Origin of the sequence: Myxococcus virescens (assembly GCF_900101905.1) — a bacterium.
Taxonomy (GTDB): Bacteria; Myxococcota; Myxococcia; order Myxococcales; family Myxococcaceae; genus Myxococcus; species Myxococcus virescens.
This window is the reverse complement of sequence record NZ_FNAJ01000003.1, coordinates 194,453-220,768: the sequence shown is the minus strand read 5'-3', so window position 1 is coordinate 220,768 and position 26,316 is coordinate 194,453. Positions and strand designations below refer to the sequence as shown.

The 26,316-nt window shown below is 66.4% G+C and carries 19 protein-coding genes; 12 read left to right on the top strand and 7 right to left on the bottom strand.

What is annotated here, in order from left to right; genetic code table 11:
• Positions 1-4 precede the first annotated feature (4 nt).
• Together rodA and BLU09_RS11225 are read left to right on the top strand one after the other, a co-directional pair.
• Entirely contained in the window at positions 5-1,132 is a 1,128-nt protein-coding gene (rodA, locus tag BLU09_RS11230; protein WP_090489142.1) for a rod shape-determining protein RodA, read from the top strand.
• 127 nt (positions 1,133-1,259) lie between these two features.
• A complete protein-coding gene (locus BLU09_RS11225; RefSeq protein ID WP_090489140.1) occupies positions 1,260-1,949 on the top strand; it encodes a PilZ domain-containing protein in 690 nt (229 codons plus the stop codon).
• A 55-nt stretch (positions 1,950-2,004) separates the two neighbouring features.
• Here BLU09_RS11225 and BLU09_RS11220 read toward each other — a convergent pair whose 3' ends face one another.
• The gene (locus BLU09_RS11220; protein WP_090489138.1) at positions 2,005-2,340 is read right to left on the bottom strand and encodes a hypothetical protein; all 336 of its coding nucleotides are present in this window, start codon (positions 2,338-2,340) and stop codon (positions 2,005-2,007) included.
• 177 nt (positions 2,341-2,517) lie between these two features.
• Between BLU09_RS11220 and BLU09_RS11215 the strand changes: the two genes are divergently transcribed.
• Positions 2,518-3,219: a polyphosphate kinase 2 family protein gene (locus tag BLU09_RS11215; RefSeq protein ID WP_244171624.1), complete on the top strand. Its 702-nt coding sequence runs from the start codon at positions 2,518-2,520 to the stop codon at positions 3,217-3,219.
• 76 nt (positions 3,220-3,295) lie between these two features.
• Here BLU09_RS11215 and trxA read toward each other — a convergent pair whose 3' ends face one another.
• Positions 3,296-3,628: a thioredoxin gene (trxA, locus tag BLU09_RS11210; RefSeq protein ID WP_090489134.1), complete on the bottom strand. Its 333-nt coding sequence runs from the start codon at positions 3,626-3,628 to the stop codon at positions 3,296-3,298.
• Positions 3,629-3,727: 99 nt separating this feature from the next.
• On the opposite strand from trxA, the gene BLU09_RS11205 reads away from it, so the two are divergent.
• From BLU09_RS11205 to BLU09_RS11180, 6 genes are all read left to right on the top strand, one after another.
• Positions 3,728-4,189: a hypothetical protein gene (locus tag BLU09_RS11205; RefSeq protein ID WP_090489132.1), complete on the top strand. Its 462-nt coding sequence runs from the start codon at positions 3,728-3,730 to the stop codon at positions 4,187-4,189.
• A 34-nt stretch (positions 4,190-4,223) separates the two neighbouring features.
• Positions 4,224-5,039 (top strand): cytochrome C assembly family protein, encoded by an 816-nt coding sequence (locus BLU09_RS11200; protein WP_090489130.1) that lies wholly within the window; start codon positions 4,224-4,226, stop codon positions 5,037-5,039.
• A gap of 2 nt (positions 5,040-5,041) precedes the next feature.
• Positions 5,042-6,367, top strand: a complete 1,326-nt coding sequence (hemA, locus tag BLU09_RS11195; protein WP_090489128.1) for a glutamyl-tRNA reductase — start codon at positions 5,042-5,044, stop codon at positions 6,365-6,367.
• Positions 6,364-7,308: a hydroxymethylbilane synthase gene (hemC, locus tag BLU09_RS11190; protein WP_090489126.1), complete on the top strand. Its 945-nt coding sequence runs from the start codon at positions 6,364-6,366 to the stop codon at positions 7,306-7,308. The genes hemA and hemC overlap by 4 nt, the downstream gene beginning before the upstream one ends.
• 12 nt (positions 7,309-7,320) lie before the next feature.
• On the top strand, positions 7,321-8,091 hold the full coding sequence (locus BLU09_RS11185; protein WP_090489123.1) for a uroporphyrinogen-III synthase: 771 nt from the start codon (positions 7,321-7,323) through the stop codon (positions 8,089-8,091).
• 181 nt (positions 8,092-8,272) lie between these two features.
• Positions 8,273-10,120 carry a GspE/PulE family protein gene (locus BLU09_RS11180; RefSeq protein WP_090489121.1) on the top strand — a complete coding sequence of 616 codons (1,848 nt, stop codon included), beginning with the start codon at positions 8,273-8,275 and terminating at the stop codon, positions 10,118-10,120.
• A gap of 80 nt (positions 10,121-10,200) precedes the next feature.
• On the opposite strand, the gene BLU09_RS11175 is transcribed toward BLU09_RS11180, so the two are convergent.
• The 3 genes from BLU09_RS11175 to BLU09_RS11165 form a co-directional block, all read right to left on the bottom strand.
• Complete coding sequence (locus tag BLU09_RS11175) at positions 10,201-11,736, bottom strand: hypothetical protein (protein ID WP_011552729.1); 1,536 nt, start codon at positions 11,734-11,736, stop codon at positions 10,201-10,203.
• A 77-nt stretch (positions 11,737-11,813) separates the two neighbouring features.
• The gene (locus tag BLU09_RS11170; protein WP_090489119.1) at positions 11,814-13,784 is read right to left on the bottom strand and encodes a single stranded DNA-binding domain-containing protein; all 1,971 of its coding nucleotides are present in this window, start codon (positions 13,782-13,784) and stop codon (positions 11,814-11,816) included.
• On the bottom strand, positions 13,785-16,169 hold the full coding sequence (locus BLU09_RS11165; protein ID WP_090489117.1) for a bifunctional metallophosphatase/5'-nucleotidase: 2,385 nt from the start codon (positions 16,167-16,169) through the stop codon (positions 13,785-13,787).
• Positions 16,170-16,312: 143 nt separating this feature from the next.
• Between BLU09_RS11165 and BLU09_RS11160 the strand changes: the two genes are divergently transcribed.
• From BLU09_RS11160 to BLU09_RS11150, 3 genes are all read left to right on the top strand, one after another.
• Positions 16,313-16,993: an NUDIX hydrolase gene (locus BLU09_RS11160; protein WP_090489107.1), complete on the top strand. Its 681-nt coding sequence runs from the start codon at positions 16,313-16,315 to the stop codon at positions 16,991-16,993.
• A 79-nt stretch (positions 16,994-17,072) separates the two neighbouring features.
• On the top strand, positions 17,073-18,536 hold the full coding sequence (locus BLU09_RS11155; protein WP_090489105.1) for an MFS transporter: 1,464 nt from the start codon (positions 17,073-17,075) through the stop codon (positions 18,534-18,536).
• A 74-nt stretch (positions 18,537-18,610) separates the two neighbouring features.
• Positions 18,611-20,176, top strand: a complete 1,566-nt coding sequence (locus BLU09_RS11150; protein ID WP_090489103.1) for a hypothetical protein — start codon at positions 18,611-18,613, stop codon at positions 20,174-20,176.
• Between the two features lie 35 nt (positions 20,177-20,211).
• On the opposite strand, the gene BLU09_RS11145 is transcribed toward BLU09_RS11150, so the two are convergent.
• Positions 20,212-20,457, bottom strand: coding sequence for a hypothetical protein (locus BLU09_RS11145; protein WP_090489101.1), 246 nt, complete (start codon positions 20,455-20,457; stop codon positions 20,212-20,214).
• A 182-nt stretch (positions 20,458-20,639) separates the two neighbouring features.
• Positions 20,640-26,276 (bottom strand): RHS repeat-associated core domain-containing protein, encoded by a 5,637-nt coding sequence (locus BLU09_RS11140; RefSeq protein WP_244171623.1) that lies wholly within the window; start codon positions 26,274-26,276, stop codon positions 20,640-20,642.
• Positions 26,277-26,316 lie beyond the last annotated feature (40 nt).

The following is a 26,316-nucleotide window of genomic DNA, read 5'->3' as shown; positions in this document are numbered from 1 at the left end:
CCGGATGGTGCCCCACATCCCCTGGGGCCTCATCTTCTCCGTGCTGGCGGTGTGCGGGCTGGGCATCTGGAACCTCGCCTCGGCGTCACGGCCGCCGCACTCGCCCGTCTGGGGCTCGCAGATGGGCTACCTGGGCATCAGCATGGTCGCCGTGCTGGTGGTGTGCCTGGTGGACTACCGGTGGATTCAGCGCATGGCGCTGCCCATCTACGCGGGCAACATCCTGCTGCTCATCGCGCTGCGCTTCTTCGGCCACACGGCCAAGGGCGCGGAGAGCTGGTTCGTCATCGGCCCGTTCCGCATGCAGCCCGCGGAGTTCATGAAGATTGGCGTCGTGCTGATGCTGGCCAAGGTCTACCACGACGACTTCCAGCCCAATGCGCCCTCCTACAGCCTGACGCGGCTGTGGAAGCCGGTGCTCGTCGTCTTCGTGCCCTTCGCGCTGGTGTTGGTGCAGCCGGACCTGGGCACCGCGCTGATGATTGGCCTGTCGTCGCTCACCATCATCCTCTTCGGGAAGGTGCGCTGGTACCTGGTGGCCACGCTGGTGGCGGGCGTGTTCGCCGCGGGCATCGTCATCTGGAACGACTACATCCGTGACGTGCCGGAGCCTCGGCCCACCATCGTCCGGCACCACCTGAAGAAGCACCAGAGCCAGCGCATCTCCGGCTGGCTGGACCCCGAGGCGGACCTGCGCGGCAGCGGCTATCACGCGGCGCAGTCGAAAATCGCGGTGGGCAGCGGCGGCGTGTCCGGCAAGGGCTGGCGCGAGGGCACCCAGACGGGCCTGCGCTTCCTGCCCGAGCAGCACACCGACTTCATCTTCTCCGTGTGGGCGGAGGAGCATGGCTTCATCATGTGCATCGTCCTGCTGGTGCTCTACGGCGCCATCTTCATCTTCGGCCTGGGCGTGGGGTTCAACGCGCGTGACAGGTTCGGCGCCTTCGTCGCGGTGGGCGTCGTGGCGATGCTCTTCTGGCAGGTGTTCGAGAACATCGGCATGGTGATTGGCCTGCTGCCGGTGACGGGAATCACCCTGCCGTTGATGAGTTATGGCGGCTCATCCCTGCTTTCCGTGATGCTCAGCATCGGCTTGCTGGTGAACATCAGCATGCGCCGTCACATGTTCTGAGAAATTCCGGAATTTATCCTCGCGAGACGGGCGCAAGCGTTTCTCGGCGCGCGGCATGGGGTGGTGTATGAATCACCCCACCAACGCACGTGGAGGGCGAGCCCTCCCGGGCAGATGAGGACGCGTCATGCAGAGGAAGGGTGGCCAGAAGGCAGTCGGGAGCACGCGGGTGGAGGCGCCGGTGCGCGTGCCCGCGCGAGCGCCAGCGCAGGTCGCGGCGCTGGCGAAGGAGGTCCGCCCCGCGGTGGTTCCGGCGCGTCCTGGTGGCAACGTGGCGGCGGTGAGCCCCGAGCCGAGGCCGGCCTTCGCGCCGTTGATTGAGATGAACCAGGGCGAGGCGGAGCACCGTCACTTTCCCCGCGCCCAGCTCGCCACGCGCTTCGAGGTGTGGGTGGATGACGAGGCGGGCGAGCGTCGCTTCGAGGCGAGCCTCGTGTCCGTCAACGTCAGCGTCAGCGGGGCGTTCCTGGAGAGCACCTTCTACTTGCCGCTGGGCACCGTGCTGGGCGTGCGCTTCGCGCTGGAGCCGGGCGCCGCGCCCGTGCAGGCGCGCGCGGAAATCGTGCGGGAGGAGCGGGGGAACGGGCCGGAGGGCCGCAGCGGCTTTGGCGTGCGCTTCCTCGACTTCAGCGGTCAGACGGAGGTGGCACTGGCGCGGCTCTTCGTGGGGATGCGGCTGAGGGCCTTCGCGGAGGACTATCTCAAGTCCCAGCGGGCTCGCTCCCTGCCCAACGAGGTGGAGCGCGTGGTGGACGTGCTGGCGGCCTGGGAGCTGCTCAAGGCGACGTCGTCCGTTTCCGACCCTTGGCAGGGCTGATGCGTTGGACCGGTCATCGCCCAGGGCCGTGGGCGGGTGTCCGGTGTGCAGGCACTCAGGCCGACTTGCTGCCCGAAATCTGGCGGCGGCGTTCGGCCTGGTAGTGCGCGGAGCACAGACCCTTCGAGCGCTGCTCGCGAGTACAGCCCTCCATGGTGCAACGGCGATCCAGCGAAACCAGGCTGGCGCCCGCCATCACCTTCGGCGGACGGCCGCGGCGCCGGCCCGCGGTGAGCGCGGTAGAGCTGGGCGAAGTGCTCCCCAGCCTGGGCATCCCGTCGTTGAGCGCGCGCAGCATGCCGCGCCCAATGGCGTCTCCCAAGGCTTCGGCCCAGTTCACCATGGCCGGCGTCAGCGGGACGGTGGACAATTCTTTGCGTGGACGTGCCATGAATACTCCAAGTGAAAACAGTCAGCCAACACAGACACTGCTATGTGCCTATTTGGCGGTTGAAGTCACCGCTGTCAATACAACCTTGGAGGGTCTGTCTTGACTCGTAAACGATCTCAAAAAATTGATGACAAGACTGCAAATGGATACGTGTTTCCCGTATGTCCTCATGGCACTGTGACACTCGCAGCGGTCGACCCGTCTGTCTCGGCGGGTGAGCACGCGAAATATGAGAAGACGCTCAAGACGCTCCAGGAGCGCGTCTTCGAGCTGCAGATCCAGAACTACCTGGCGGGGCGGAAGGCCGTCATCGTCTTCGAGGGCTGGGACGCCTCCGGCAAGGGCGGCGCCATTCGCAGGCTCACCACGCTGATGGACCCGCGTGGTTACAAGGTCTGGCCCATCTCCTCGCCGTCAGAGGAAGAGCGCAGACACCATTACCTGTGGCGCTTCTGGCGCAAGACGCCGGGCGCGGGCGAGGTCTGCATGTTCGACCGGAGCTGGTACGGCCGGGTGCTGGTGGAGCGGGTAGAGGGCTTCGCGAAGCCGGCGGAATGGCGGCGCGCCTACGATGAAATCAATGCTTTTGAACACATGCTCACCGCGGACGGTGTGCGGATGGTGAAGTTCTTCATCCACATCGACAAGAAGACGCAGCTGCAGCGGTTTCGCGAGCGCGAGGCGGACCCGGCCAAGCGCTACAAGCTGGGGCCCGAGGACTGGCGGAACCGGGCGAAGTGGAAGAAGTACGAAGCGGCCATCCAGCAGATGCTGGACCGGACGCACCGCCCCGACGCGCCGTGGCACGTGGTGCCAGGGAACGACAAGCGGTACTCGCGGTTGGAGGTGCTCCGCCGCTGCGTGGAGTTGCTGAGCTGAGGCAGGAGGAGGCCACGGGTGGTGCGCGGAAGAGCAGCAGGGGCTCTCTCGCGCGCCCGACCCCGCAGCGGCGAGTCTACGTCAGGGCCTTCTTCACGGCGTCTTCGATGCGGGCCTTGGGCACCGCGCCGACAATCTGCTCCACCACGCGGCCGCCCTTGAACAGGAGCAGGGTGGGGATGGAACGGATGCCGTACTCCTGCGGCGTGTCCTGGTTCTCATCGATGTTGAGCTTGGTGAACTTCACCTGCCCCTTGTACTGCGAGGCCAGCGCTTCGATGGAGGGCGCAATGGCGCGGCACGGCGCGCACCACGTCGCCCAGAAATCCACCAGCACGGGCTCCTGGGAGTCCAGGACCTGCTGCTTGAAGTCGCCATCCCCGATGTTCGTCACGTCCGCGCCTGCCATGGTGTCTCCTCGTGCCTGTCCGGGCACCTCCGCCGCGTGTAGTACGCGTCCGGTGGGCCTGCAAGGATCGGCCGGCCATCAGCCAATCTGGCGGCTCAGATGCGGATGGATGGCGCCTGTTTCAACCATTTCCCCCAAGCGTTCCCCCGGGGGAGGGGTGGCTGGTGTAAGCTGGAAGGCGTGACGAAGCTCTTCCTGCCCCAGACCCAGCTCGAGGAGTGGGCGCTGGCGGACAAAGCAGACCTGCGCGAAGGCCGGCTGGTGGTGATGGCGGAAGGCGGCGTGGCCTTCCCCCTCACGCCCGCGGTCCACTTCGTCCAGCTCGTGTCGGGCGAAGACACCCAGGGGTTGGTGGCCCGGGTGAAGACCGAGGAGCAACTTGCCCGACTGGGTGCCGAGCAGATGGCCGACTCGGTGCTGGTGGGGGACAACGCCTATGAGGTTGTTCCAGGGTATGTAGCGGAGGTCGCCGCCGGCGCGCCCAGGCCAGAGGGCGCGGACAAGAAACCGGACTCTGAAGCAGACCTTCTGGCTGCCTTCATCCTCAACAAGATGGGCTGATTCGCCCGTCTTCCGTGGTTATGAGCCTGCCCCTATGAGCCACACGCTCGTCTCGCTCGCCTGCCACGCCTATGGCATCGCCGCTGTCGTCTACCTGGCCTACCTGGTCCGCCAGTCCGAGGCCCTGGCCACGGCAGGGCGCGTGCTGGTGGGCGGTGGATTGGCGCTGCATGGCGTGGCGCTCTTCGAGTTGCTCGGGGTGCAGAGCGGGCGGCCGGTAGGCCTGGCGCAAGGCTTCTCCGCACTGGCCTTCCTGTTGCTAGTCATCTTCCTGTTCCTGGATGTGCGCTACCGCCGGCCCGTCATCGGCGCCTTTCTCACGCCCCTGGCGCTGGCCGCGCTGCTGCCCGGCCTGCTGATGCAGGGCGGACAGGCGCCGCTGCCTCCCGGGGTGCGTCAGCCGCTGTTGCCGCTGCACATCACCCTGGCGCTGTTGGGGCTGGCCGCCTTCGCGGTCGCCGCGGGCGTGGGCGTCATGTACGTGCTCATGGAGCGGCAGGTGAAGGCGAAGCGCTTCGGGTTGCTGTTCTCCCGCCTGCCCTCCCTGGAGTTCCTGGACACGCTGAACCGGCGCCTGGTGGTGTGGGGCTTCCTGGCGCTGTCCATCACGCTCGCCACGGGGGCCTTCTTCGTGGGCACCGCGCCGGGCCCCTGGACCGTGGATGGGAAGACGCTGGCCACCCTCGTTGCGTGGGCGGTCTTCGCCGCGCTGCTGGTGGCACGTTCCGTCGCGGGCTGGCGGGGGCGGCGGGTGGCCTTCCTCACCATGGCGGGGTTCTGCCTGGTCATGGTGTCCTTCCTGTCCTCGTATGACGTGTCGTCGCCCTCGGCGGCCATGAGGATGCCCTGAGTATGGAGCTCATTTGCATTGGCCTGTCCCACCGGACGGCGCCCCTCACCGTCCGCGAGCGACTGGCCTTGCCGGAGTCGCGTCAGGTGGACGTGCTCCAGCGGCTGGCCCAGGCGCCCGTGGAGGCCCTCTGGGTGTCCACCTGCAACCGCGTGGAGGTGTACCTGTTCGCGCCGGACGCGGCGATGGCGCGGCAGCGCGCGTTGACGGAGCTGCAGGTGCTGGGCGGCGTGGAGGCCCTGGAGCACCTCTACGAGCACCAGGGCGAGGCGGCGCTGGTGCACCTGTTCCGCGTGGCGTGCAGCCTGGACTCCATGGTGCTGGGCGAGGCTCAGATTCTGGGCCAGGTGAAGGAAGCCTTTGAGCGGGGCCAGGGCGCGGGCGCGGTGCGCGGTGAGTTGATGCGCGCGTGCGCGGCCGCCTTCAGCTGCGCCAAGCGCGTGCGCACGGAGACGGCCATTGGCCGCGCGGCCACGTCCATGGCGGCGGCGGCGGTGCAGCTGGCCAGCAAGGTGTTCGACGGGCTCGCGGGCAAGACGGTGCTGGTGGTGGGCGCGGGGGAGATGGGCGAGCTGGCGGCGCGCCACCTGAAGCAGGCCGGTGCGTCGAAGCTCTACGTCACCAACCGCACCCTGGCGCGCGCGGAGGCGCTGGCGGCGGAGGTGGGCGGACAGGCGCGGCCCTTCGAGGAGCTGCTCAGTCTGGTGGCCGCGGCGGACGTGGTGGTGTGCAGCACCGCGTCGCAGGTGCCGCTTTTCACGCGGGACAACGTGGGCGCCCTGGGGCGCGGACGCCGGGGGCGGCCGCTGTTCATGGTGGACCTGGCGGTGCCTCGCGACATCGACCCGGCCGTGGGCACGCTGGACTGGGTACATGCATACGACGTGGACGACATCCAGAAGTTCGTCGCGGACAACGCCGCGGCGCGCGCGGAAGAGGCGCAGAAGGCGGGCGTGCTCGTCGCGCAGGAAGTAGCGCGTTTCGTCAAGGAGCGTGCGCTGCGTGAGGGCACGCCGGTGCTGGCGCGACTGCGTCAGCGCGCGGAGGCCATTGCCCGCTCCGAGGTGGAGCGCACGCTGGGCGCCCTGGGCGACGGACTCAACGACAAGCAACGCAAGAGCATCGAGGCCATGGGCCGAGCCATCGTCAACAAGCTGCTGCATGAGCCCACCGCGCGGCTGCGCGCCGTGGGGCCGGAAGGGGAGGGCAACCGCCTGGCGGGTGCCGCCGCCGAGCTGTTCGGTCTGCTGGAGGAGGAGGTCGGCACCGCCGCCGCCGCGCCCTCCGTCATGGCCGCGCCAGCCCAGGTCGCCACGGGGGGCAAGTGATGACGCACGTGCGCATCGCCACCCGGCAGAGTCCCCTGGCGCTCTGGCAGGCGCGTCACGTGGGCGCGCTGCTGACCTCGCGGCATCCCGGTCTGGAAGTGACCCTGGTGGAGATGACCACCGAGGGAGACCGCTTCCTGTCCGCGCCGTTGTCCGCGGTGGGCGGCAAGGGCTTGTTCGTGAAGGAAATCGAACAGGCGCTGCTCGACGGCCGCGCGGACATCGCCGTGCATAGCCTCAAGGACATGACGTCCGTGTTCCCGGAAGGGCTGATGCTCGCGGCGGTGCCGGAGCGGGAGGATCCGCGCGACGTCTTCTGTGGCCTGGGCGGGCTGACGTTGGACACGCTTCCGCAGGGCGCGCGCGTGGGCACGTCGTCGCTGCGCCGGAGCTGCATCCTGCGCTCGCGCCGGCCGGACGTGGACATCGTCAGCGTGCGCGGCAACGTGCAGACGCGCCTGGCGAGGACGCGGGAGCAGGGGCTCGCGGGGGCGGTGCTGGCCTACGCCGGACTCAAGCGCCTGGGCCTGGAGGACGTCATCACCCAGGTGCTGCCGCCCGAGGTGAGCCTGCCCGCGGTGGGGCAGGGCGTGCTGGCCATCCAATGCCGCACGGACGATGCGCGCGTGCGCGCGCTGCTGGCGCCGCTGGAGCACGACACCACGCGCATCGCCGTCACCGCCGAGCGCGCGCTGCTGGCGAAGCTGGAGGGGGGCTGCACCGTGCCCCTGGCCGGGCATGCCACCGTGTCGGGCGACACCGTCTTCCTTCGCGGACTCGTGGGCCGTCCGGATGGCACACACGTGGTGCGGGGCGAGGTGCGCGGCCCCGTGTCGCAGGCCCATGCACTGGGTGAATCCCTGGCGGATGACCTGCTGTCGCGTGGGGCGGCGGACATCTTGCGTGATTTCGCGCGCCGCTCCGAGGCGCGGGAGTCCTAGACTGCGACTCGCGTGGAACGGCGACTTGAAGGCAAGAGAGTCTTGGTGACGCGCCCGCGTGAGCGGGCCGAGGAGTTGTGCTTCCTCCTGGAGGATGAGGGCGCCGAAGTGCTGAGTGTGCCCCTTCTGGAACTGCATCCTCCGGAGGACCCACGTCCGCTGGCGTCAGCGGCCGAGCACATCCAGCGCTACAACTGGGTGGTGTTCGCGAGCCCGACCGGCGTGGATGCGCTGATGGAGGCCCTGCGCGAGGCGGGCACCCAGGACCGGATACAGCGGGTGAAGGTGGCCACCGTGGGGCCGCGCACGACGCGCGCCGCGGAGGGCTACGGCCTGGACGTGGTGGCCGAACCTTCCGAGGGAACGGGCGCGGCCCTGCTCAACCTCATCAAGGATGCGCTGCAACCGGGTGACGAAGTCCTGCTTCCCGCCGCCGAGGAAGGCCGGCGTGAGCTGGAAGACGGGCTGAGAGAGTACGGCCTCCTGGTGACGCGGGTGACGGCGTATCGCGCCACGCCCGCGCCCCTGCCACCGGAGTCGTTGGCCTTGCTGGATGCCTCACCGCCGGACGTCGTGCTCTTCGCTTCGCCGCGCACGGCCGAGGCCTTCGTGGAAGAGGCCGGACGCGAGCGCCTGGCCACCGCGCGGGTGGTGGCAATCGGTCCGACGACGGCGTCCGCCCTGGAGCGGCTGGGCGTGCCCGCGGCGGCCGTCGCGGAGCGGCCGACGCCAGAGTCCCTGGTGGATGCCGCCGTGCTCGCGGTGACGAGCACCGTGCACTGACGGTGGCGCGGCGCCGTGCCCGCACGGCCGCACGACGTGCCTGACAGCGGCTCCATGCCTGGCTGGTGGAGCGGAGGGCGCCAAGGGTGTTTTCCGCTCGGCGCACGGCCGTGTGCCGGAATCCGTCTGGTACGCTGCGGGGTCGCACTCCGGCGGGCGGCCGGGGTGAAAGGAGACGCGCTTGGTACAGCCAGTGAGCGGCGTGGGTGGCACTGCTCCGAAGAGCCGGGATGACTTCACCACGCTGTTCGTGCTGGAGGCGCTCGTTGCCCAGGGGCTGCTGCAACCCCAGCAGGCCCAGGAGGTGCTGGCCCGCGAGGGCGCCGCGCGCGCCCGGGTGCTCAAGGCCCACCAGGGGGGCACGGGTGGCAGCAAGGAGGCCGCGCGGTACGACGTCTCTCCGGTGGAAATCGTGGCGGCGTTCCAGGTGCCGCTGTCCAACGGCCGAGGCGTGCTGGACGAGGACCGCGTCACGGAGGCTGCCGCGCGCGCCGCCGGCATGACCTACCGGAAGATTGACCCGCTCAAGCTCGACATGGCGCTGGCCACGCGCACCGTGTCCAGGCCCTATGCGCAGAAGCACGTGCTGCTTCCCCTGGAGCGCACCCCGCAGGGCCGGCTGCTGGTGGCGGTGGCCAACCCTTTCGACCGGGAGCTCTTCGAGAGCTTCCACCGCCTGACGGGGCTGCCGGTGGAGCCCGTCCTCAGCGCGAAGGCGGACATCCTCAAGTCCATCAGCGACATCTATGGCTTCAAGAAGACGCTGGCGCGCGCCGCCGACGACTTCAGCGCCGCCGCCGGAGCCCAGGTCGCCAACTTCGAGCAGCTCGTCTCACTCAGTGGGACCCAGGAGTTGGAGGCGTCGGACCGGCCCGTGGTGCAGGCCGTGGACTACCTGCTGCGCTACGCGTTCGACAACCGCGCCTCGGACATCCACATCGAACCCAAGCGCACCACCAGCGTGGTGCGTCTGCGCATCGACGGCGTGCTGCATCCGGTGCACACGTTGCCGGCGCCGGTGCATCCGCCCATCGTCTCGCGCGTGAAGATGCTGGCGCGCATCGACATCTCCGAGCGCCGCAAGCCGCAGGATGGCCGCATCAAGACGGAGCGCGACGGCCGCGAGGTCGAACTCCGCGTGTCCACGCTGCCCACCGCCTTCGGTGAGAAGGTGGTCATCCGCATCTTCGACCCGGAGACGCTGGTGCAGGACATCGCCCAGCTCGGCTTCGAGCCCGACGAGAAGAGCGCCTTCGAGTCCTGGATTGACCAGCCACACGGGCTCATCCTCGTCACGGGCCCCACGGGCAGCGGGAAGACGACGACGCTCTACTCCGCGCTCAAGGCGTTGGCGGGCCCGGACGTCAACGTCACCACCATCGAAGACCCCATCGAAATGGTGTGGGACGCCTTCAACCAGGTGCAGGTGCAGCCCAAGGTGGGGCTCGACTTTGCCGGAGCGCTGCGCCACATCCTCCGCCAGGACCCGGACGTCATCATGGTGGGCGAGATTCGCGACCCGGAGACGGCGGAGAACGCGATTCAATCCGCGCTCACCGGCCACCTGGTGCTGTCCACGCTGCACACCAACGACGCGCTGGGCGCGGTGGCGCGCATGCGGGACTTGGGCGTGCCGTCCTTTCTCCTGGCGCAGAGCCTCCTGGGCGTCATGGCGCAGCGGCTGCTGCGCCGGGTGTGCAGCCATTGCGCGCAGGAGACGACGCTGACGCCGGACGAACTGCTCGCGCTCCAGGCGCCCCTGCCGCTGCTGCCTGGTGGCGTGCGCCTGCTCAAGGGGGCTGGGTGCGTGCGTTGCCGTGGTACCGGCTTCGTGGGCCGCACGGGCGTCTTTGAAATCGTCACCAGCGCGGGCGAACTGAGAGACCTCATCGCCCGCGAGGCCCCCTATTCGCAGATGGTGGAGGCGGCCCGGCGCTCCGGCATGCGGACGCTGCGCGAGGCCGCCGTGCGCAAGCTGGCCCAGGGCTTCACCGCCTTCGACGAGGTGGTGCGGATGACGACCGTCTGACGCACGACGGCCCGGCCTCTCACGAGGAGAGACCGGGCCGCGGAGCCCTTCCGGCTGCCCCGGTGGGGCAGGGCGGTGGACTAGAAGCGCGCCTGGAGCATCGTGTTGAAGCCCAGCGCGTGCGGGCGCTCGAAGCTCGGCTGCGCCACACCCGTCACGTCGTCCCGGAACGTGGTCCGGTTGGTGTCGTACGTGTAGTAGACCTCGCCGACGGCGGCGACGGAGTCGGACAGGTCCCAGCGGAACGTGGCCTTCGCGGAGTAGATGGGCTCCGCCTTGCACGCCGCGCCGCCGCGGCCGCACGTCTCCGGAAGGATGCTGAGCTGGTTCACGTCACGCACCACGACGGTGCGCGTGCCGATGAGGTTCTCCGGCGGGTTGTTGCCGCCCAGCACCGGCGTGGGGCTGCGGAACGAGGCCGGCTGCTGCACACCGATGATGAAGCCCGGCGTGAAGTGCAGCTTCGGCAGGTGGTAGTCCGCGCCCACCGCGAGGAACATCTCCGGCTTCAGCTCCGTGCCCTCCGGGAAGTCCTGGAACGGCGGGAAGCCCGGCACCTCGAACTGGATGAAGGACAGGCTGCGGTACAGGCCGAGGAGGCTGACGCGGAGCAGGTCGTACTTCGCGCGCGCCTGGAGGGCCACGGCGGTGGCGCCCTGCGGCTTGGTGGCGCCGAAGTCGTTGGGCTTCTCCAGCGTCTGCGACAGGTAGCTGCCTTCCAGCGACACGGTGTACGACAGGCCGCCCGGGTACTGCTCCGGCGCGAAGAAGCGCTGATAGATGTCCGGGTCGTTCTTGTAGAGCCGGAAGTCCACGCTGGTGCCGACGGGCACACCCACGTGGTAGACGATTTGTCCGGACACGCCCGCGGCGTTCACCGGCGCTTCCACGCCGAGCGTCGCCAGGCCGGGCACCAGGCCCTTCTGGAAGTAGCCGCCGCCCGCCTCGACGCGCAGCGTCTCCAGGATGTCCCAGCCCGCGCCGGCCATGAGGCCGTACTTGGTCTCTTCCTCGCGGATGAGCTCGTTCTGCATGAGCGCCGTCTTGCCGCCGACGTACGCGTACCAGTTGTCGCGGGTGATCTGCAGCTTGCCACCGGGCACGCCGTTGGTGGCGGCGCGGGTGGTGAACACGCCGCTGCCACCCCAGGAGATGCGGTACGCATAGCCCAGACGGAAACGGTCCGCGGACACCGGGAAGCCGACGAGCGAGATGCCTTCCTTCTCGCTCCAGCCCGGCGGCTGGTAGTTGAGGCGGATGTAGCTGGAGTTGTCGCGGATGTCGACGCCGCCCGAGGGCCGCTCGAGCACCAGCAGCGTCAGCGCCGCTTCGGTCGTCAAACCCTCGAAGAAGGCCGGTGCCCGCTTGTAGAGCACCACGTTCGACAGGGACTCGAAGCCGGAGAACCGGGTGTTGAAGTTGTCGTAGAACTGCGTGTTCTGGTTGCCGGCGCCGAACCGTGCATCGGGGCTGTTCGGCGTCGTCTCACCAGAGCCCGCGAGCACGTTGTCGTCCGCGAAGACGAACGACAGACGGGTGTCCACGAAGTCACTGGCCCACGCGGGCGCACTCAGGGAAATCAGGCCGGTCAGGGCCAGCTTCTGCAGCGTTTTCAATGTCCCTCTCCACGGAGCGGCCCAGGGGACCGCTCCTCCCTGCTTCCCGTCACCGGGTCGCGAGAATCATCAGAAGACTACGGATTGACGCAAGGCCGGATCGGTCGCGGGCACTCCATGCCCGGGCCGGGGTAGCAGCAGATGTCGTCCACGTCGCGAGGCAGCACGTTCCACCGGGGGCGGGCGGCGCTCACCTGCCGCAGGTGGCCCACGACGTCGTAGGTGGCCGCACGCAGATTGCGGCACTGCTGGGCCGCCTCCGCGTTCGGGTCATCCTCGCGGCAGTCGGGAACCAGGTCCGGCACCGCGTCCTTGGTGACCAGGTTGATGCGCGTGCGCGAGTCGGGTGCCACCTTGCAGGTGAGGGTGCCGTCCTCGCGATTCTGGACGGAGGCGTACACGGTGCTCTCTCCCGTGGCCATGACGTGCTGTAGCGGGGTGTGGGCCGCCAGTGCCACCGGCGTGCCGCTGGCGCTGAAGCGTACGTTGGCTGGCTTGTCGCACGACACGTTGATTCGCACGTCCCGAGCGAAGTTGTTGGACTGGGCCCACGTCACGATGGTGGGGTCGGCGTTGACGGTGGCGGTGAAGGTCTGGATGCGCCCGGGGACCGATTCGTCCAGGCCCGCTTCCGCGGCGCCGGTGGGGTTCATCTCCACCACGAACTGGCCGAAGCCGTTGTACGTGTTGCGCTCGGAGCAGTGGATGCCGGCGAACTGGCCGATGCCCAGCGTGCAATCGATGTTGCACTGTCGCTCGGTGATGTCTGGGTCGTTCGGGTTGTCCGTGCCGCAACTACCCCACGTGCCCGCGCGAGTGTCGGGGCAGAAGAAGGGAACCGTGCCGTTGCCGTTGGCGTCGCAGTTGTGGAAGACGCGCGGGAACTTCACCTTGGTGAGCTTCACCAACGACGACTCCAGGCCCTCCATCTTGAAGTTCTTGTAGTTGTACCCACAGAGCGGGTCCGTCGGGTACGGCGAGTTGCTGTAGCCGCACAGTCGCCCGTTCACTTCCACGGGAGGCACCAGCTTCAGGTACTTGTCCCATTCCGTCTGGGGCAGCAGCCGGACGCGCTCGCGCACCGTCCACGCGGGGAAGGTGAGCTGGGTGGTGGCCGTGAACTCCTGGACCGAGCCAGACACCGACCACAGCAAGTCGCCCGGGTCCAGGCCTTCCGGGAAGGAGTAGTTGTAGATGTAGAGCGAGTTGAAGCGGCCGGGGTTGTAACCGTCGGGCTCACGCGTCTGAATATTGGCGTCCGGGACGCTGTCCTCGCGCACGCGGCAGGCCGTCATGTCCGTGACGAAGAAGCCGCCCGGGTCCGTACCCGTCACCACCAGTGTCACGGGCTGCTGGTCGTTCGGGTCTCCCTCGGGGCAGCTCTGAAGTAGGGGCGGGCCCGCCTCGGGATTGCGCCCGATGCGCATGTACGTTCCCGCGTAGGCCGTGAGTTGCTGGCCTGCTTGCGGAACCTGGATCGTGGCGATCGTCGGCTCCTCGAACTTCATCAGCCGAGACAGGCCGGTGGCGTTCGTGCGCGTCGCCGGCTCCTGGGGCAGCTCTCCGGGGATGACCTGCCCGTCGGCGTAATCCACCTGGGGCGGCTCGTCCTGCACCCAGACGTGGGTGTCGCCGTAGAGCTGGCCGGAGCGCACCGTGCCGGTGCCCCGGCCGTTGGTGAGCTGGGTCCAGCGGTAGCGGTACTCGCCCATCAGGTTGCCCGGCACCGTGCGGAAGGACACCGGCCCGTTGAACGACTCCATGGGCTGGCCCTTCGCGTCCAGGGCGAGGATTTCCACGTCGAAGTCCACCGGCGTTCGGGGCAGGGCGAGTCGGCAGTCCTCCGTGCCGCGAACCTCCAGCGGCACCTGGTTCTGGCCGCCGTGCGCGGTGGCGCACTCATTCACCACCGGCAGCGGGGTCCGCGTGCCGCCGGTGTAGATGCCCGTGAGGTTGACCCGGAACGAGGCGACGCCATCAGGCTGAGACGTTTCCTGGGTGTAACAGCCGGCCGCCGCCAGGGCCGACAGGAAGAGAAGGCGCTTCATTTACTTCACCCTCCGGCCGATACGGGAATCCTCAACCGCGTCCGCGATGGACACGGAGGTGGGGTTCTCACAGAAATTCCGCAGCTGGTTCGTCACCGTGCCGCAGATGGGGTTGTTGCCCGCCAGAACATCCCGGCAGCTGCAGCGGCCTGTGTACGGACCCTCCGGCACGTTGCACTGGCTCTGGATGTCCTCGGCCGTCAGGCCCGGCACGCCGCAGCGCTCCGCGGCGTCCGAGGGGAGCGACAGCAGATCCTTGCAGGCGCAGCTGCCCACCTGCTTGTCCAGCGCGGCCTTGAAGTCGGCGGCGGCGCGGCAGGAGCCCACCACCTGTTCGTTCACCGTCCAGCGGCCGTTGACGAGGTTGCCGCAGTAGTGGCCCGACTTGGACGTCTCGCGGCCCGCGAGGATGTCCTCGCAGGTGCAGAAGCCCTGCATGTAGCCGATGAGCGAGTCGCGCAGCGAGATGCCCGTCTCGATGCGGGTGGTGTTGCGCTTGAGGACGTTGAAGCCCGAGCCACCCTTGGCGATGTAGTCGTTGACGGCGATCTTGTACGTGCCGGTGACGTCCAGCGGCTTGCCGTTGATCTGGATGTTGGTGCCCGGGTGCGCGTAGCAGCGGCCCACGCTGGAGTCGCTGCTCTGGTCCACCAGACACTGCCACGGCGCATGACCCTGGCGATCCTGGTTGGGGCAGTCCGTGCCGTTGAGCTCCGGGTTGCAGGGGGTCTGCAGGTCGTTCACCTGCACCTGCGCGCAGTCCATGGTGAAACGGGCGCCGGAGATCTGTGCCTGGCTGACGCAGCCGCGCTCCGCGGAGCGCTCGGTGACGAAGTCGAACATCTCCTGCATCTCCTTGCCGGAGAGGTACATGATGTTGATGGTGTTCTCGAACGGGAACACGTTGAACATCGACTCCTGGCTCACCACGCCCGCGTAGAGGTTGTCGCGGATGCCCAGCGAGTTGGTGAGCGCCATCTCCGCCTCGACGCGGCGGCGCTTGCGCATGGAATCCGCGGCGATGTTACCCAGCGGCGAGTCACCACCCGTGGAGTTGTTGCGGCGCTGCACGTCGCGCGGTGCGTAGGAGAAGATGGACGTCAGCTGGAAGTTGAAGTCCATGCCCAGGATGTACGGCTGGAGCAGATGCGTGGTCATCCGGTCCTCCTGGTTCTTGCACGCCTGGATGGCCTGACGGACGCGCTCGTCGCGGAGGAACTGGCCCTCCTCCCAGAACACGTTGCTGTCGTGGCGGAAGCGGCGCATGGCGTCGTCGCACCACAGGGCGTCCATGGGGAACACGCGGTAGTCCTGGCTGACGATTTCGCCGCCCTCACCGGTGCCGAGCACCTCGGGCATCTTCACCACCAGCTCCAGCCGGCCCACGTACTTGGCGAACGCTCCCGAGTGCGCGAGCACCACCTTGCGGCCCGCGGGGTCGGTGAGCAGCTGCGGCGGGTTGAGCACCACGTGCAGGTGGCCTCCCATCACCGCGTCCACGCCCACCACGCCGGGGATGCGCACGCGCACCACGGACTTGTCGTCCCCTTCGGGGCCGAACCACTCCAGCACCTGCCAGGGCTCCTTCTGGCGCTGCACGTAGGCCTTGGCGCGGGCGTACTCGTAATAGGCCTCGTAGCCCTGGATGACGTCCTGGTCCTCATGGAGGCCCAGGTGGCTGACCAGCACGATGAGGTCGGTGACGGGGCGCAGCAGGTCCACGTAGGCGCGCGCCACCTCGTTCTGCTCCAGCGGCGTCACCTGGAGGCTGTTGCCACCTTCGACGATGGAGTTGAGCGAGGAGATGTTGGCCATGCCGATGATGGCCACCCGGAGGCCCTTCACGTTGCGGATGGTGTACGGCTCCACTTCCAGGGCCGTCTGGTGGTTGCCGTTCGCCCGCCAGTCGTCCCAGAAGTAGTTGGCCGCCAGCAGCGGGAACGTCGCGTGCTGCTGCGCCATCTGGGTGAAGTTGAGGAGGCCCGCGTCGAACTCGTGGTTGCCCACGACGGCCGCGTCGAGCCGCGCTTCGGAGAGGAACTTGAACTCCACCTCGCCGGTGTTGAGGTTGAAGATGGGCGCGCCCTGGAAGCAGTCGCCCGAGTCCACGTGCAGCACACGCTCGCCCTGGGAGCGCTCGCGCTTGAGCAGCGCCCCCATGCGCGTGGCGCCGCCGAAGGGACCCGCTTCCGGGATGGTCCCCAGGTCCACGTCCGTCTTCAACGGCGTGAAGTCATAGGGGATGAGGCGCGAATGGATGTCCGAGGTATGAAGGAGCGTCAGACGCACCTCCTGCCCCTCGAGGTTGTAGTCCTGGCCTTCCAGCACCGGCATGCACGAAGCAGATGCCAGGGCGCAGCAGAGGCCGAGCAGGAGGCGACGCATCAAGAGAATTCCGTGTTTCGGGAGGGAGACGGCGGTAAAGCGGGCGCAAGGTACGGGATCAAGCTTTGTCGGGCAAGCAACGCCACCATGGTGGGCCAGGTTCCTGCCATCGGCGTTCCTACTCCACAGGAGAGCAGGCGGACATGCGGCAGCGTCATTCCAGTGTGACTGACATCGAGATCATCGAGGATTTCTCGTCTACCGCGAGATGCGACGAGGGCTTTCTCAGGGTTCGGCGGCTGCGCTGCCGCAACCGGCGCGCGGACGGTTCTTCCTCTCCCGTATACCGCGTGGACGTGGTGGACCGGCCCCGGTTGGACGCGGTGGCGGTGCTCGTCTATCGCCGCGGTGCGTCAGGCATGGAGGTCCTGACGCGGATGAACCTCCGGCCCGCGGCGTATTTCCGGAAGGACAGCCGTGACGCGATGACCGTTCCAGACCCTGCGTCTGGCTACTTGCGCGTGGAAGAAATTGTCGCGGGACTCCTGGAGCCGGAGGACAAGGGCGAGGAAGGCCTGCGTCGGCGCGCCGCGGCAGAGGTGCACGAGGAGGCCGGGTTCAACGTGAAGCCGGAGGACATCCAGCTGTTGGGCGGCGCCTTCTTCCTGGCGCCGGGCATCCTGTCCGAAAAGGTGTTTCCCGCCGCGGTGGACGTCACCGAGCTGTCACCCGAGGAGCCTGAAGGGGATGGTTCGCCTCTAGAGGAAGGCACGCAGCTGCACTGGCGTCCCATCCAGGACGTGTTGGACGCGTGCCGGCGCGGTGACATCCCGGATGCGAAGACGGAAGTCGCGTTGACGCGGCTGCTCGCCCTGCAGCCCTGAAGGGCGTGCATTGTTTTCGCACGGCCGCGTGCCGGGGTAGGGTGCGCGGCGTTCCGCAATCCACCGCAGAGGTCGCTGCATGTCGTCGCTGCCCCCCTGGCTGGCCCAGTTCCTGCCCATCCTCATCCTCCTGGGGGCCATCGGCCTCGTCCTCGCGCGCCTGCCCAAGGTGGAGCTGGGACACTCGGAGGCATTCAAGCGCCGCCGGTTCTTCAACTGGTTCCCGTTGGGCATGACGTACGCGTTCCTCTACATGGGGCGCTACAACCTCAACGTGGCCACCAGCGCCATGGGGGACCGCACCTCCAACGCGGACTTCGGCACCATCTTCGCGTGGGGCACCGCCGTCTACGGCGTGGCCTTCCTCCTCAATGGCCCGCTGACGGACAGGCTGGGTGGCCGGAAGACCATCCTGATGGCGGCCGCGGGTTCGGCGGTGGCGAACGTGGCCATGGGCGGCGTGGTGTACGCGGTGCTGACGCACAACTGGGCGCCGCCGGGCGGCCTGGTGGCGACGCTGTCGTTCCTCTACGCCGTCAACATGTACTTCCAGAGCTTCGGCGCGGTCTCCATCGTCAAGGTGAACGCGGCCTGGTTCCACGTGCGTGAGCGCGGCCTGCTGGGCGGCGTGTTCGGCATCCTCATCTCGCTGGGCATCTACTTCGCCTATGACTGGAGCCGGCTCATCGTGAAGGCGGCGCCCACGTACTGGGCGTTCTTCGTGCCCGCGGCCATCCTCGCCGTGTTCCTGGTGGTGGACTACTTCGTCATCCGCGACACGCCCAGCCACGCGGGCCATCCGGACTTCGACACCGCGGACGCGTCCTCCGGCGAGACGGGGCCGCAGTTGGGGGTGGCGGGCGTGCTGAAGCGCATGCTGACCAACCGCGCCATCATCATCATCCTCTGCATCGAGTTCTGCAGCGGCTTCATGCGCAACGCCATCATGCAGTGGTACCCCAAGTTCGCGAAGGCCACGGGAATCGGCGAGACGTTCGTCGCCGCCAACTGGGGCATGCTGCTGTGCGTGGCGGGCATCACCGGCGGCATGTTCGCCGGCGTCATCAGCGACCGCGTCTTCGACTCGCGCCGCGGCCCCGTGTCCGCCGTGCTCTATGCCGGAATGTCGGTGGGCGCCGTCATCTCCGTGTTCGTCCTGGAGAGCGTGGCCCTGGGCTGGACGGTCATCTTCATGTCCCTGTGTGTCATCGGCGTGCACGGCATGCTGTCCGGCACGGCCAGCATGGACTTCGGCGGGAAGAAGAACGCCGGCCTCGCGGTTGGCATCATCGACGGCGCCGTGTACGCGGGCACCGCGCTGCAGTCCATCCTGCTGGGTTCCATCCTGCCGATGGGTGACGAGGCGAAGACCGCCGCGAACTGGGGCAACTGGCCCTACGCCATGCTGCCGCTGTCCTTCCTCGGACTGCTGCTGGCCACCCAGGTGTGGAACGCCCGGCCCCAGCCGAAGTCCGCGCCCGTGCCGGCCACGCTGCCGGTGCCTCCGGCGGCGCCAGCGAATCGGACCGGTACTGGCGGGTGATATCCGTGTGGCCCCAACGATGTGTGACGTTGGGGTCACTCCCGCGTGACAGGGATGTAGCGTAGACTCCAGACGTGTCCCAGTCACCCGCACCCCTGCAGAGCCGCTTCGAGGTCCACGACCGGAAGCAGTTTGAGATCAAGCTCGAGTATCAGCCCTCCGGGGCGGATGAGACGCGCTACCTCGTCGAGGCGTATCTCTTCCTGCCGGGGAGCCTGAACATCGACGCGGAGACGTACCCGCGGGCGGACTTCTACGCGGACATCCACAACTACGTGCGCTTCAAGACGCCGGTGATGGCGGTGAACGAGCTGCTGAACTCGGACACCTCGCCGCTGGTGCGCCTGGAGGCGTGGCTGCGCACGGGGATGGGGTCCGAGAAGGACGTCGTGTACCAGGCCAAGCTCCTCTCCTGCGTGCTGCGCGGTGCGCTGCGCCGCTTCGCCACTGGGGTGGAGTCGCGGTGCGAGGGCCCCGCGGCGCTGACCACGGACGCGTGCGCGGTGCTGGAGTCCGAGATCCTGGCCATGCAGGCGGGTGTGACGCAGGTGCTGGCGCGCTTCCGCGTGTGGCTGCGCGCAGTGGGGGAGCTGCACCTGCAGGAGCGCTCGCGGGCGTCGCTGCGGCTGGTGGACGAATACGTCAGCCTGCTGGTGGAAGGCGGCTTCCGGCGCTCGGTGGCGGACATGAAGTCGCTGCCCCGCGGCGAGCCGTGGCATGGGCTGCGCAAGGGGCTGATGGAGGCGGTGCTGCGGGAGGAGGCGTACCGCAAGGAGCACCGGCTGCGCAGCGTGCTCAGTCCCACGGGGGACAACGAGGAGTACATTCTTCGGCTGGGCTTCCTGAAGAAGTTCTGCATGAACGTGCTGTTCCTGTCGTCGAAGCGGCGGCAGAAGCGGCAGGGCTGGGAGGAGATGCTCTTCGCGCTGGCCGCGGGCATCGCGATGACGGTCGCCACCGCGGTGGCCTTCTGGGCGCAAGAGCGCTACGCGCAAGCCAGCCTCAACTTCTTCCTCATCCTCGTGGTGGGGTACATGGTGAAGGACCGCATCAAGGAGGGCCTGCGCCGGATGCTCAGCCGGGTGGCGGCCATGCACCTGGCGGACCGGACCACGGACCTGGTGGACCCCGTCACCGGGCGCGTCATTGGCGCGTGTGAGGAGCGGGTGGACTACGGGCCCTCGCTGAAGGTTCCGGACACGGTGGCGGCGCTGCGCCAGCGGGATGACTTCCTCACCGCGACGCAGGGCGAGCTGTCGGAGACGGTCATCCGCTACCAGAAGCAGATTGTCCTGGATGCACGGCACCTGCCGCGCACGCAGCGCGGCCTGACAGGCGTGACGGACATCCTCCGCCTCAACGTGGAGCGCTTCCTGCGCGACATGGACGAGCCGGAGCTGGCGTTGGAATACGTGGACCTGGCGGACCTGTCCGTGGGCCACATCCGCGGCACCAAGCGCTACCCGGTGGACATGGTGTTCCGCTTCACGGTGGTGGAGGAAGAGAAGGACCGCAGCCAGGACTCCGTCCAGTTCGTGCGGCTGGTGCTGGACCGCAATGGCATCCAGCGCATGCAGCGCTTCACGGAGCCCGGCCCCGGAATGCCGCCCAGCCGTTCGGGGTGGAAGTCCGCGGCCTGAGGCTCCCGGCGCTGATGCCGGGAGCCTCCTGCGGCTCAGTCGTTCGCCCTGTGCTGGCGGAGGGCTGAGCGTCCGCGCTGCACGAGCCAGGCGAGGCCCATGGCGATGAGCGCCATCTGGAGCGACGACACCGCCACAAACGTGAGTTGAGGCACCAAGACTGCGGCGAGTGACGCCCGGTCCTCAATGAGCCATAGCGAGATCATTGACGCGTGGAATGCGGGAAGGTTGAGCCCCAGCGTCCAGTGGTTGATGGGGACGGAAACCTCATCCGTGAACATCCGTGCTCGCTCCAGCAAGGAGCCTTCCCCTGCGCCGTGTAGCGCATGGAGCAAGGTGATGAGATAGATCAGTGCGCTTGCCGCGGAGGCGGCGGCGCCGGCCCATCGAATGGCACGAAGCTGGGCCCCACGCACCTGGGCACGCGGAGAATGGGGTGTCTCTCTCGTCAAGGCGCCTTCCTTTAGGGGAGCGTCATCGTGTGTTTGCCGGTCAGTTCGCGTGACGCTCCAAACGCGGTTACCACCGAACTCACGGATGAGCCTCTGTCGCCTGCTCCATGATGACTGCCGACAGCGCTGCCGAGCGTGACGTTTGGGAACTTCTTGGAGAATTCCTCCAACGAGCCGTATTTCTGGATAATTTGGTCGGCGAGCGACTCGGCCCGTCGGTCTCCGAAATTGTTGTTTCCACCAGCAGCCAGCGGGTACTTGTCACCGATGAGGTTGACGATGACGAGGTGCTCCGAGTTCTTCGCGGCGGCCTCAAGTTTGTCCATGATCCGGTCGACGCGTGCCCCGTACACGACGACGTTGTTCCACTTGACGCCTTGGGCGCCTTCTGGCCCAGCGGCGGCCGCCGCGAAGATGGCGGCGTCTCCTCCCAGGCTGAACCCCACGAGGTTCTTCTGGGCTTGATCCACATGGACGTGGTTGGTGGCGAAGGCTATCGCGCGTGTTGGGTCCTTCTCCATATAGCCATTTCCATGGATCCTATCGGGGACAACAGTCCGTACGTCCGGCAGGAGGGCCCTCATGGTGTTTGCCAACAACGTCACGCCAGAGGCTCTTCCTGGACCACCACCGTGGAGCACCACGGTGTCGAGCCCTGAGGGATCGACGAGGTTGAGTGGCGCGTTGCGAGCGTAGCCATAGAGGTTGCATTCGACCGGTTTATCGCTGCACCTCTCCAGATCTTCGAGATAGAGCGGGTCGGGTGTGAGGAACAGGTTGAGCGTGGGGTCGTAGTCGCGCATCCCCATTCGAATGACTCCCAAATCAGCATCGTAGCCGTTCTGCGTATAGTCGAGTGCTGCGGCAATGTCGGGATGGGTGCTTCGGTTTCCAAATGGAGATACCCAGCGTGTCGTCCCATCGGTGTCAGCCACGATGGAGCCCCGCAGGTCGGTTGCTACCATCTGGAACTGACCATTCTTGATCAGTCCCGCGAGCTGACCGCCGTAGCGGAAGGGCTCGGTGAGGCCGGTGGCATCCAGGTAGACGCCCCCGTCGAGGTAGCCTGCAATGGGATTCCCTGCTTCAAGCTTGAGGAGGCGCTGGCCAGTCTCGTCGTAGAGATAGGCCCACTGTCCTTGAGGGCTCGTCGCGGTGGCAACCTGGCCGTTGGGCCCGTAGGCGAGCGACAAATCTCCCTTGGATACGATGCGCCCCATGGCGTCGAATACGTGAGAGATGCCGCCGACGGTGAGGGTGTTGCCCTGGCGCGAAAAATTCCTCCGCGCTCCTTGCTCTTCAATGAAGGTGGGCAACCCGGAATCATCGAAGCCGTATTGATAGGCGTGCTGTGAATCGACGGCGCTGACGAGGAAGCCTTGTGGAGAGTGGCCGTACTGACGTTGAAGGTGAGTGCCGCCGATGGAGAACGACTCATGACTCATGAGCCCGCGAGCATTCAGACTCAGGGAAGTGGAGGCGCTCCAGTTGAGTCCGACCTGGGTGAGTGAAATCACATCTCGCGTCAACGGGTCGTAACCCAACGAAGCGCTGCCACCTGCTGAGAATGCGATGGTGGTTGGCTGCCCATTCTCATTGTAGTCGAGTAGGGCCAAAAGCTGACCATCCAGGTGCAGCTCCGAGAGTTGTCCGTAGGTGTTCCAATGCCAGGACTTGGTGTTGCTCGATTGAAGAGGTCCCTGCGGGCTCCACAACTTCAAGGTTTCGGTGCGTACGGCGCCATTGGCGGCGTAGGAGTACATCCACTCGACCGTGTGCCATCCGTCGAGTTGAATGATTCGCCTGGAGACCTTGCCATCTGCGCGATACTCCAGCCGTTTGGTGTAGCCCTCGCCCTGAACCGTGGAAACCAGTCCCAAAGTGGTACGGAGCGTCGGATGTTCAGGACTGGTGCCATCATGATAATAACGATAAACGAGCGGAGCGCTGCCAACGAAGTCCGCATGCGTCTCGCTTTCAAGTCTGCCCACTGGATCGTGCGTGAACGTGACCTGTCGTTGCACGACCCCCGAAGGAGACGAGAATCGCTTGAGCACGGGAAGACCTGAGACCATGTCGTAGGCGTATTCAATATTCGCGACGCCTTCGCGAATCATCAGCGATACCCGGCCGTGATCGTCGAAGTGCGCTTGGTGCATGCTGCCATCTGGCAGTTCGACTTGGCGAATGCGCCCCAGGGCATCGTAGCGATATTGGTGGCGAACGTTGGCCTCGTCTTCGCGAGCGACGATACGCTCTGAGGCATCCAGGGTCACTTGCGTGCGGTGGGTACCGTTCTCCCAGGCGGTGCGGTGAAGCTGGCCCGCCTCCAAACGAAGAGCTGTTGCGACCTGCTGCTCAACGCCCGCATGAAACGACCTCGCCGTGGCGACAGCATGGCCATGAGAGGAATTGCGAGTGAAGTCAACGGGTTGCCCATTGGCGAAAAGCGCTGCGTAATCCAGTGCAAGCACGTTTTCGGTGCCTGGCATCGAAGGGCGCATGAACGTTCGGGTTTCAGCAACGGAAGCCTTGCGCTCGACCAGCCCGTCGAAAACCCAGCCTTCAGGGATCCGTGTTGCCTCCGTGACTTTCTCACCTGCCGCAGTGGCGTAGAGGACGCTGTCTTGTGCCGCTCCGTCCTGTTCATCGACCAGGCTCGACATGAAGATGGATGCCGGGGCGACGCCGGTGGCGTACTGATAGCTGTAAGTCTGCTTCGGTTGGATCTCTGAACCAGCGAGGTCGTCCCATTCCTTCTGGAGACGCTCCAACCCATCGTACCGGAAGTGACGCGTGTATTGCTGCGCTCCGCGGTCCTTCTCCAAGGAAAGAATCGTGTCGCTGACCGGATGCCGCTGCATCACTTGGGTGACCACGCCATCCGGAGTCGTGATCTGTCGAAGGATCCGGGTGCCTGGATCGTACGCGAAGTGCGTGGTGCCTCGGCCCGGCATGGAGATTCCCGAAACCATGTAGTCAGACGAGTAGGTGACGTGCTGTAACGTCAGGGTTTGGCTTGGCGTGATGCTGTAGACATCCGTGGCGAGGCCGACTGCGTTGCGTGCGATCTGGACTTCGTGACGGAAGTCGAGCGTGGGATCCACGTGGGTGCCAGTGTGGCGGATGGTCTCCTCCACGCAATGCAGCGCGGGGCCGAACCCAGAAATTGTTGCACGTGACTTCTCGACGAGCAGTGTTCCGTGCTCATTCGTCTGTTTCACAGTGGATGGGCAGACTTCCATGTCGTAAGCCAGGTACTCTGTCTTCTCCACAGATGCGAGTTGGCCCGCGGTGTCGGACGCCCAGCCACGCAGGTTCTCCTTGAGCCGCTTCCTGTTGATCCCACGGAAAGGGGCATCTTCGTAAACCCACTGTGCGAAAGCATGGACTCCGACGGTGAGCGGGTCTTGTCGAACTTCCTTGGTCCTCAGTCCAGAATAGTCATCCGCATTGAGGAATTCGATGTCATGCGATTGTATGTTCGTTGTGCGCGTAACCTTGTTGAATCCAACGAGGAATTTCCCTCGTGTGTGGAGGGTGGGCTCCAGGTGGCTGTAGGTGAATCGAACCGTATCATGGCCGGAGGACGCTACCTCCATCGCGGCGAGCAGCGGCTGGCGCTGCCGTGCTCCAGGCGTGGCGTTGCTCTGCGCATACTCGAAATGCAGCACCGTTCCTTTGCCGTCGTCGGCGGTACGCATCAGCCCGGTACCCGGCGTGTCGAGAGTAATTCGATACGCGCGCGTGACGAACTGTTCCATCCTCGTATAGGAAACCTCGACGTCGCCACTGCCAGAAAAATCCGCGATGACGGGGCGACTGAAGGTCATGCCTACGCTAGCGAGCGCCGGTACGGGGACTTCCTGGAAGCGGGTCCCAGTGTTGACGGCCAGCACGGTCGCTGGGCTGGAGACCCGGGTGAGGAGAATGTCCGTGAGCCCATCGCGGTTGATGTCAATGAAGTTGAGTTGGAAATCGGAGAGATTCGTGAGGGAGAGGCCCGAAAGCGTCCGAATTTCGAACGCTTGGCCATTCTGCAGAAAGGAGGCATTCCCCAATCCGAACCAGACCATGATTCCGCCGCTGTACCGGGAGACAATGTCTGGCAAACCATCGCCGTTGAAGTCGTGAAGCCATGAGGCGTTGGGGGAGATGCTGGGACGGAGCGCTCCCTGAATCGGAGCGCCGAAGGCGTAGGTACTCCCGGTACTGATATTCGGAAGAATACGGTACTCGCCGCTGCTGACACGAACGAGATCAGGCTGATGATCCTTGTTGATGTCCACCAATTTGACGTTGGCTCCGAGTTCCCAGTCTCCAGGGATCGTCTGGTTTGCCAGGAATTGACCCAGGCGACTGCAGACGGTGAGCGCCGTTTGTGTCCGCAGGGACGACGGTTGGAGGCTTACGACCTGGTACTCGCCGTCAGCCCGAAGCTGCGCGAGGTTTCGAGGCAGGTTGTAGGAGGACTGGGGACCACGGCAGGCCAACACCGTGTCAGGTGGCCGTGGGGGGAGCGGCTCGTAGATGAAACCATCATCCCCCTGGACCAGCAGCGTGTTGCCCGCATGGTGCTCGATGTCAATTCGACCGTCTTCATTGATATCAAGCAGGGTCCCTCGGTTAGGCTGGAGCGCGTCCGATGAAAAGGACGTGAAGAGCGCATCGAGCTTTGGTACGCGTTCGAGAGACGCCGCGGAAAGCCGCTCGGAGGCAAGTTGATATGTGTATGTTGCTGCGGGGGCGGTTTGCCCTGACGCAAAGCGCTGGACAACCGATTGAAGATAAAACGATGGGCCGAGTTCCTCCGCCTGCCAGGTGGGCTCGTGCCGCCAGCGCTCCTCGAAGGAGCCGGTGACGGCATGCTTCGTTTGCGAGATGACGGTGGCCACCCTCCGGTCAAGCGTCAATTCCTGGCCTGAGCGAAAGTCTCGAAAAGGACGGGGAATCGGTTCGTATTCCAGCAGGACGCGGTGCTGGAAGTCATCCCCGACGCCACCATAGGAAACCATCTTGAGGAACATTCGTCCCGAAGCATTGGCCTCATAGTCGAAGCGGGTTTTTCGCCCCGTTGCGGTGACGACCTCCTCGAGGAACCAAGACCAGGTCCCGCGGGGGGTGACAATCCGATGGTCTCCTCCGAATTTCCAACGGCTTCCGTCGGGGGGGTACGCGACCAGGGTGTCCCCGAGATGCTCAAGGCGAATCGTCGAATCCAGGCCGCTGGGATACCAGTAGCCGTCGTTTCCTGGAACGAACCGGCCCCAGGGACCGGCGAGTTCATCGGTGAGGTAGTCGGGGCTGCCTTTCACGCGCCATCGCGTGAAGGAGAGGGCGTTCTGCCAACCTGCGCCCCATTCCGACAGTCCATTGTCCACAGCGTAGGTGGGGAAGAATGTCCCCATGGGAGCGCCGCGCTCCGTGGGGAATGAAAAGGGTCCCGGCAGGCTGAAGGCTCCGCGGCTGACATCGGCAGGACCAAACGTGATGCTGGCGAGCTGGCCTGCAAGGGAGCCGCGCCGCGGCTCGCTTAGTTCGGGGGCCTGGACTTTTGCGTCCAGCGAGGAGGAGGTTTGCGCGAATGCGTAGGGTGCTGCAAGAAGCCCATGCAGCATGAGCGCGGTTGAGAGCCGCACGTGTTTCATGAAGTACCTCGGATGTGTATCGATTGTTGCAGATGGAAAT

Coding starts and splice junctions, on each gene's coding strand:
- hemA (WP_090489128.1), top strand. CDS start 5,042: ATGGAGCTCATTTGCATTGGCCTGTCCCACCGGACGGCGCCCCTCACC.
- BLU09_RS11170 (WP_090489119.1), bottom strand. CDS start 13,784: ATGAAGCGCCTTCTCTTCCTGTCGGCCCTGGCGGCGGCCGGCTGTTAC.
- trxA (WP_090489134.1), bottom strand. CDS start 3,628: ATGGCAGGCGCGGACGTGACGAACATCGGGGATGGCGACTTCAAGCAG.
- BLU09_RS11225 (WP_090489140.1), top strand. CDS start 1,260: ATGCAGAGGAAGGGTGGCCAGAAGGCAGTCGGGAGCACGCGGGTGGAG.
- BLU09_RS11160 (WP_090489107.1), top strand. CDS start 16,313: ATGCGGCAGCGTCATTCCAGTGTGACTGACATCGAGATCATCGAGGAT.
- BLU09_RS11200 (WP_090489130.1), top strand. CDS start 4,224: ATGAGCCACACGCTCGTCTCGCTCGCCTGCCACGCCTATGGCATCGCC.
- BLU09_RS11155 (WP_090489105.1), top strand. CDS start 17,073: ATGTCGTCGCTGCCCCCCTGGCTGGCCCAGTTCCTGCCCATCCTCATC.
- BLU09_RS11140 (WP_244171623.1), bottom strand. CDS start 26,276: ATGAAACACGTGCGGCTCTCAACCGCGCTCATGCTGCATGGGCTTCTT.
- BLU09_RS11165 (WP_090489117.1), bottom strand. CDS start 16,169: ATGCGTCGCCTCCTGCTCGGCCTCTGCTGCGCCCTGGCATCTGCTTCG.
- rodA (WP_090489142.1), top strand. CDS start 5: ATGGTGCCCCACATCCCCTGGGGCCTCATCTTCTCCGTGCTGGCGGTG.
- BLU09_RS11220 (WP_090489138.1), bottom strand. CDS start 2,340: ATGGCACGTCCACGCAAAGAATTGTCCACCGTCCCGCTGACGCCGGCC.
- BLU09_RS11205 (WP_090489132.1), top strand. CDS start 3,728: ATGCGGATGGATGGCGCCTGTTTCAACCATTTCCCCCAAGCGTTCCCC.
- BLU09_RS11145 (WP_090489101.1), bottom strand. CDS start 20,457: ATGTTCACGGATGAGGTTTCCGTCCCCATCAACCACTGGACGCTGGGG.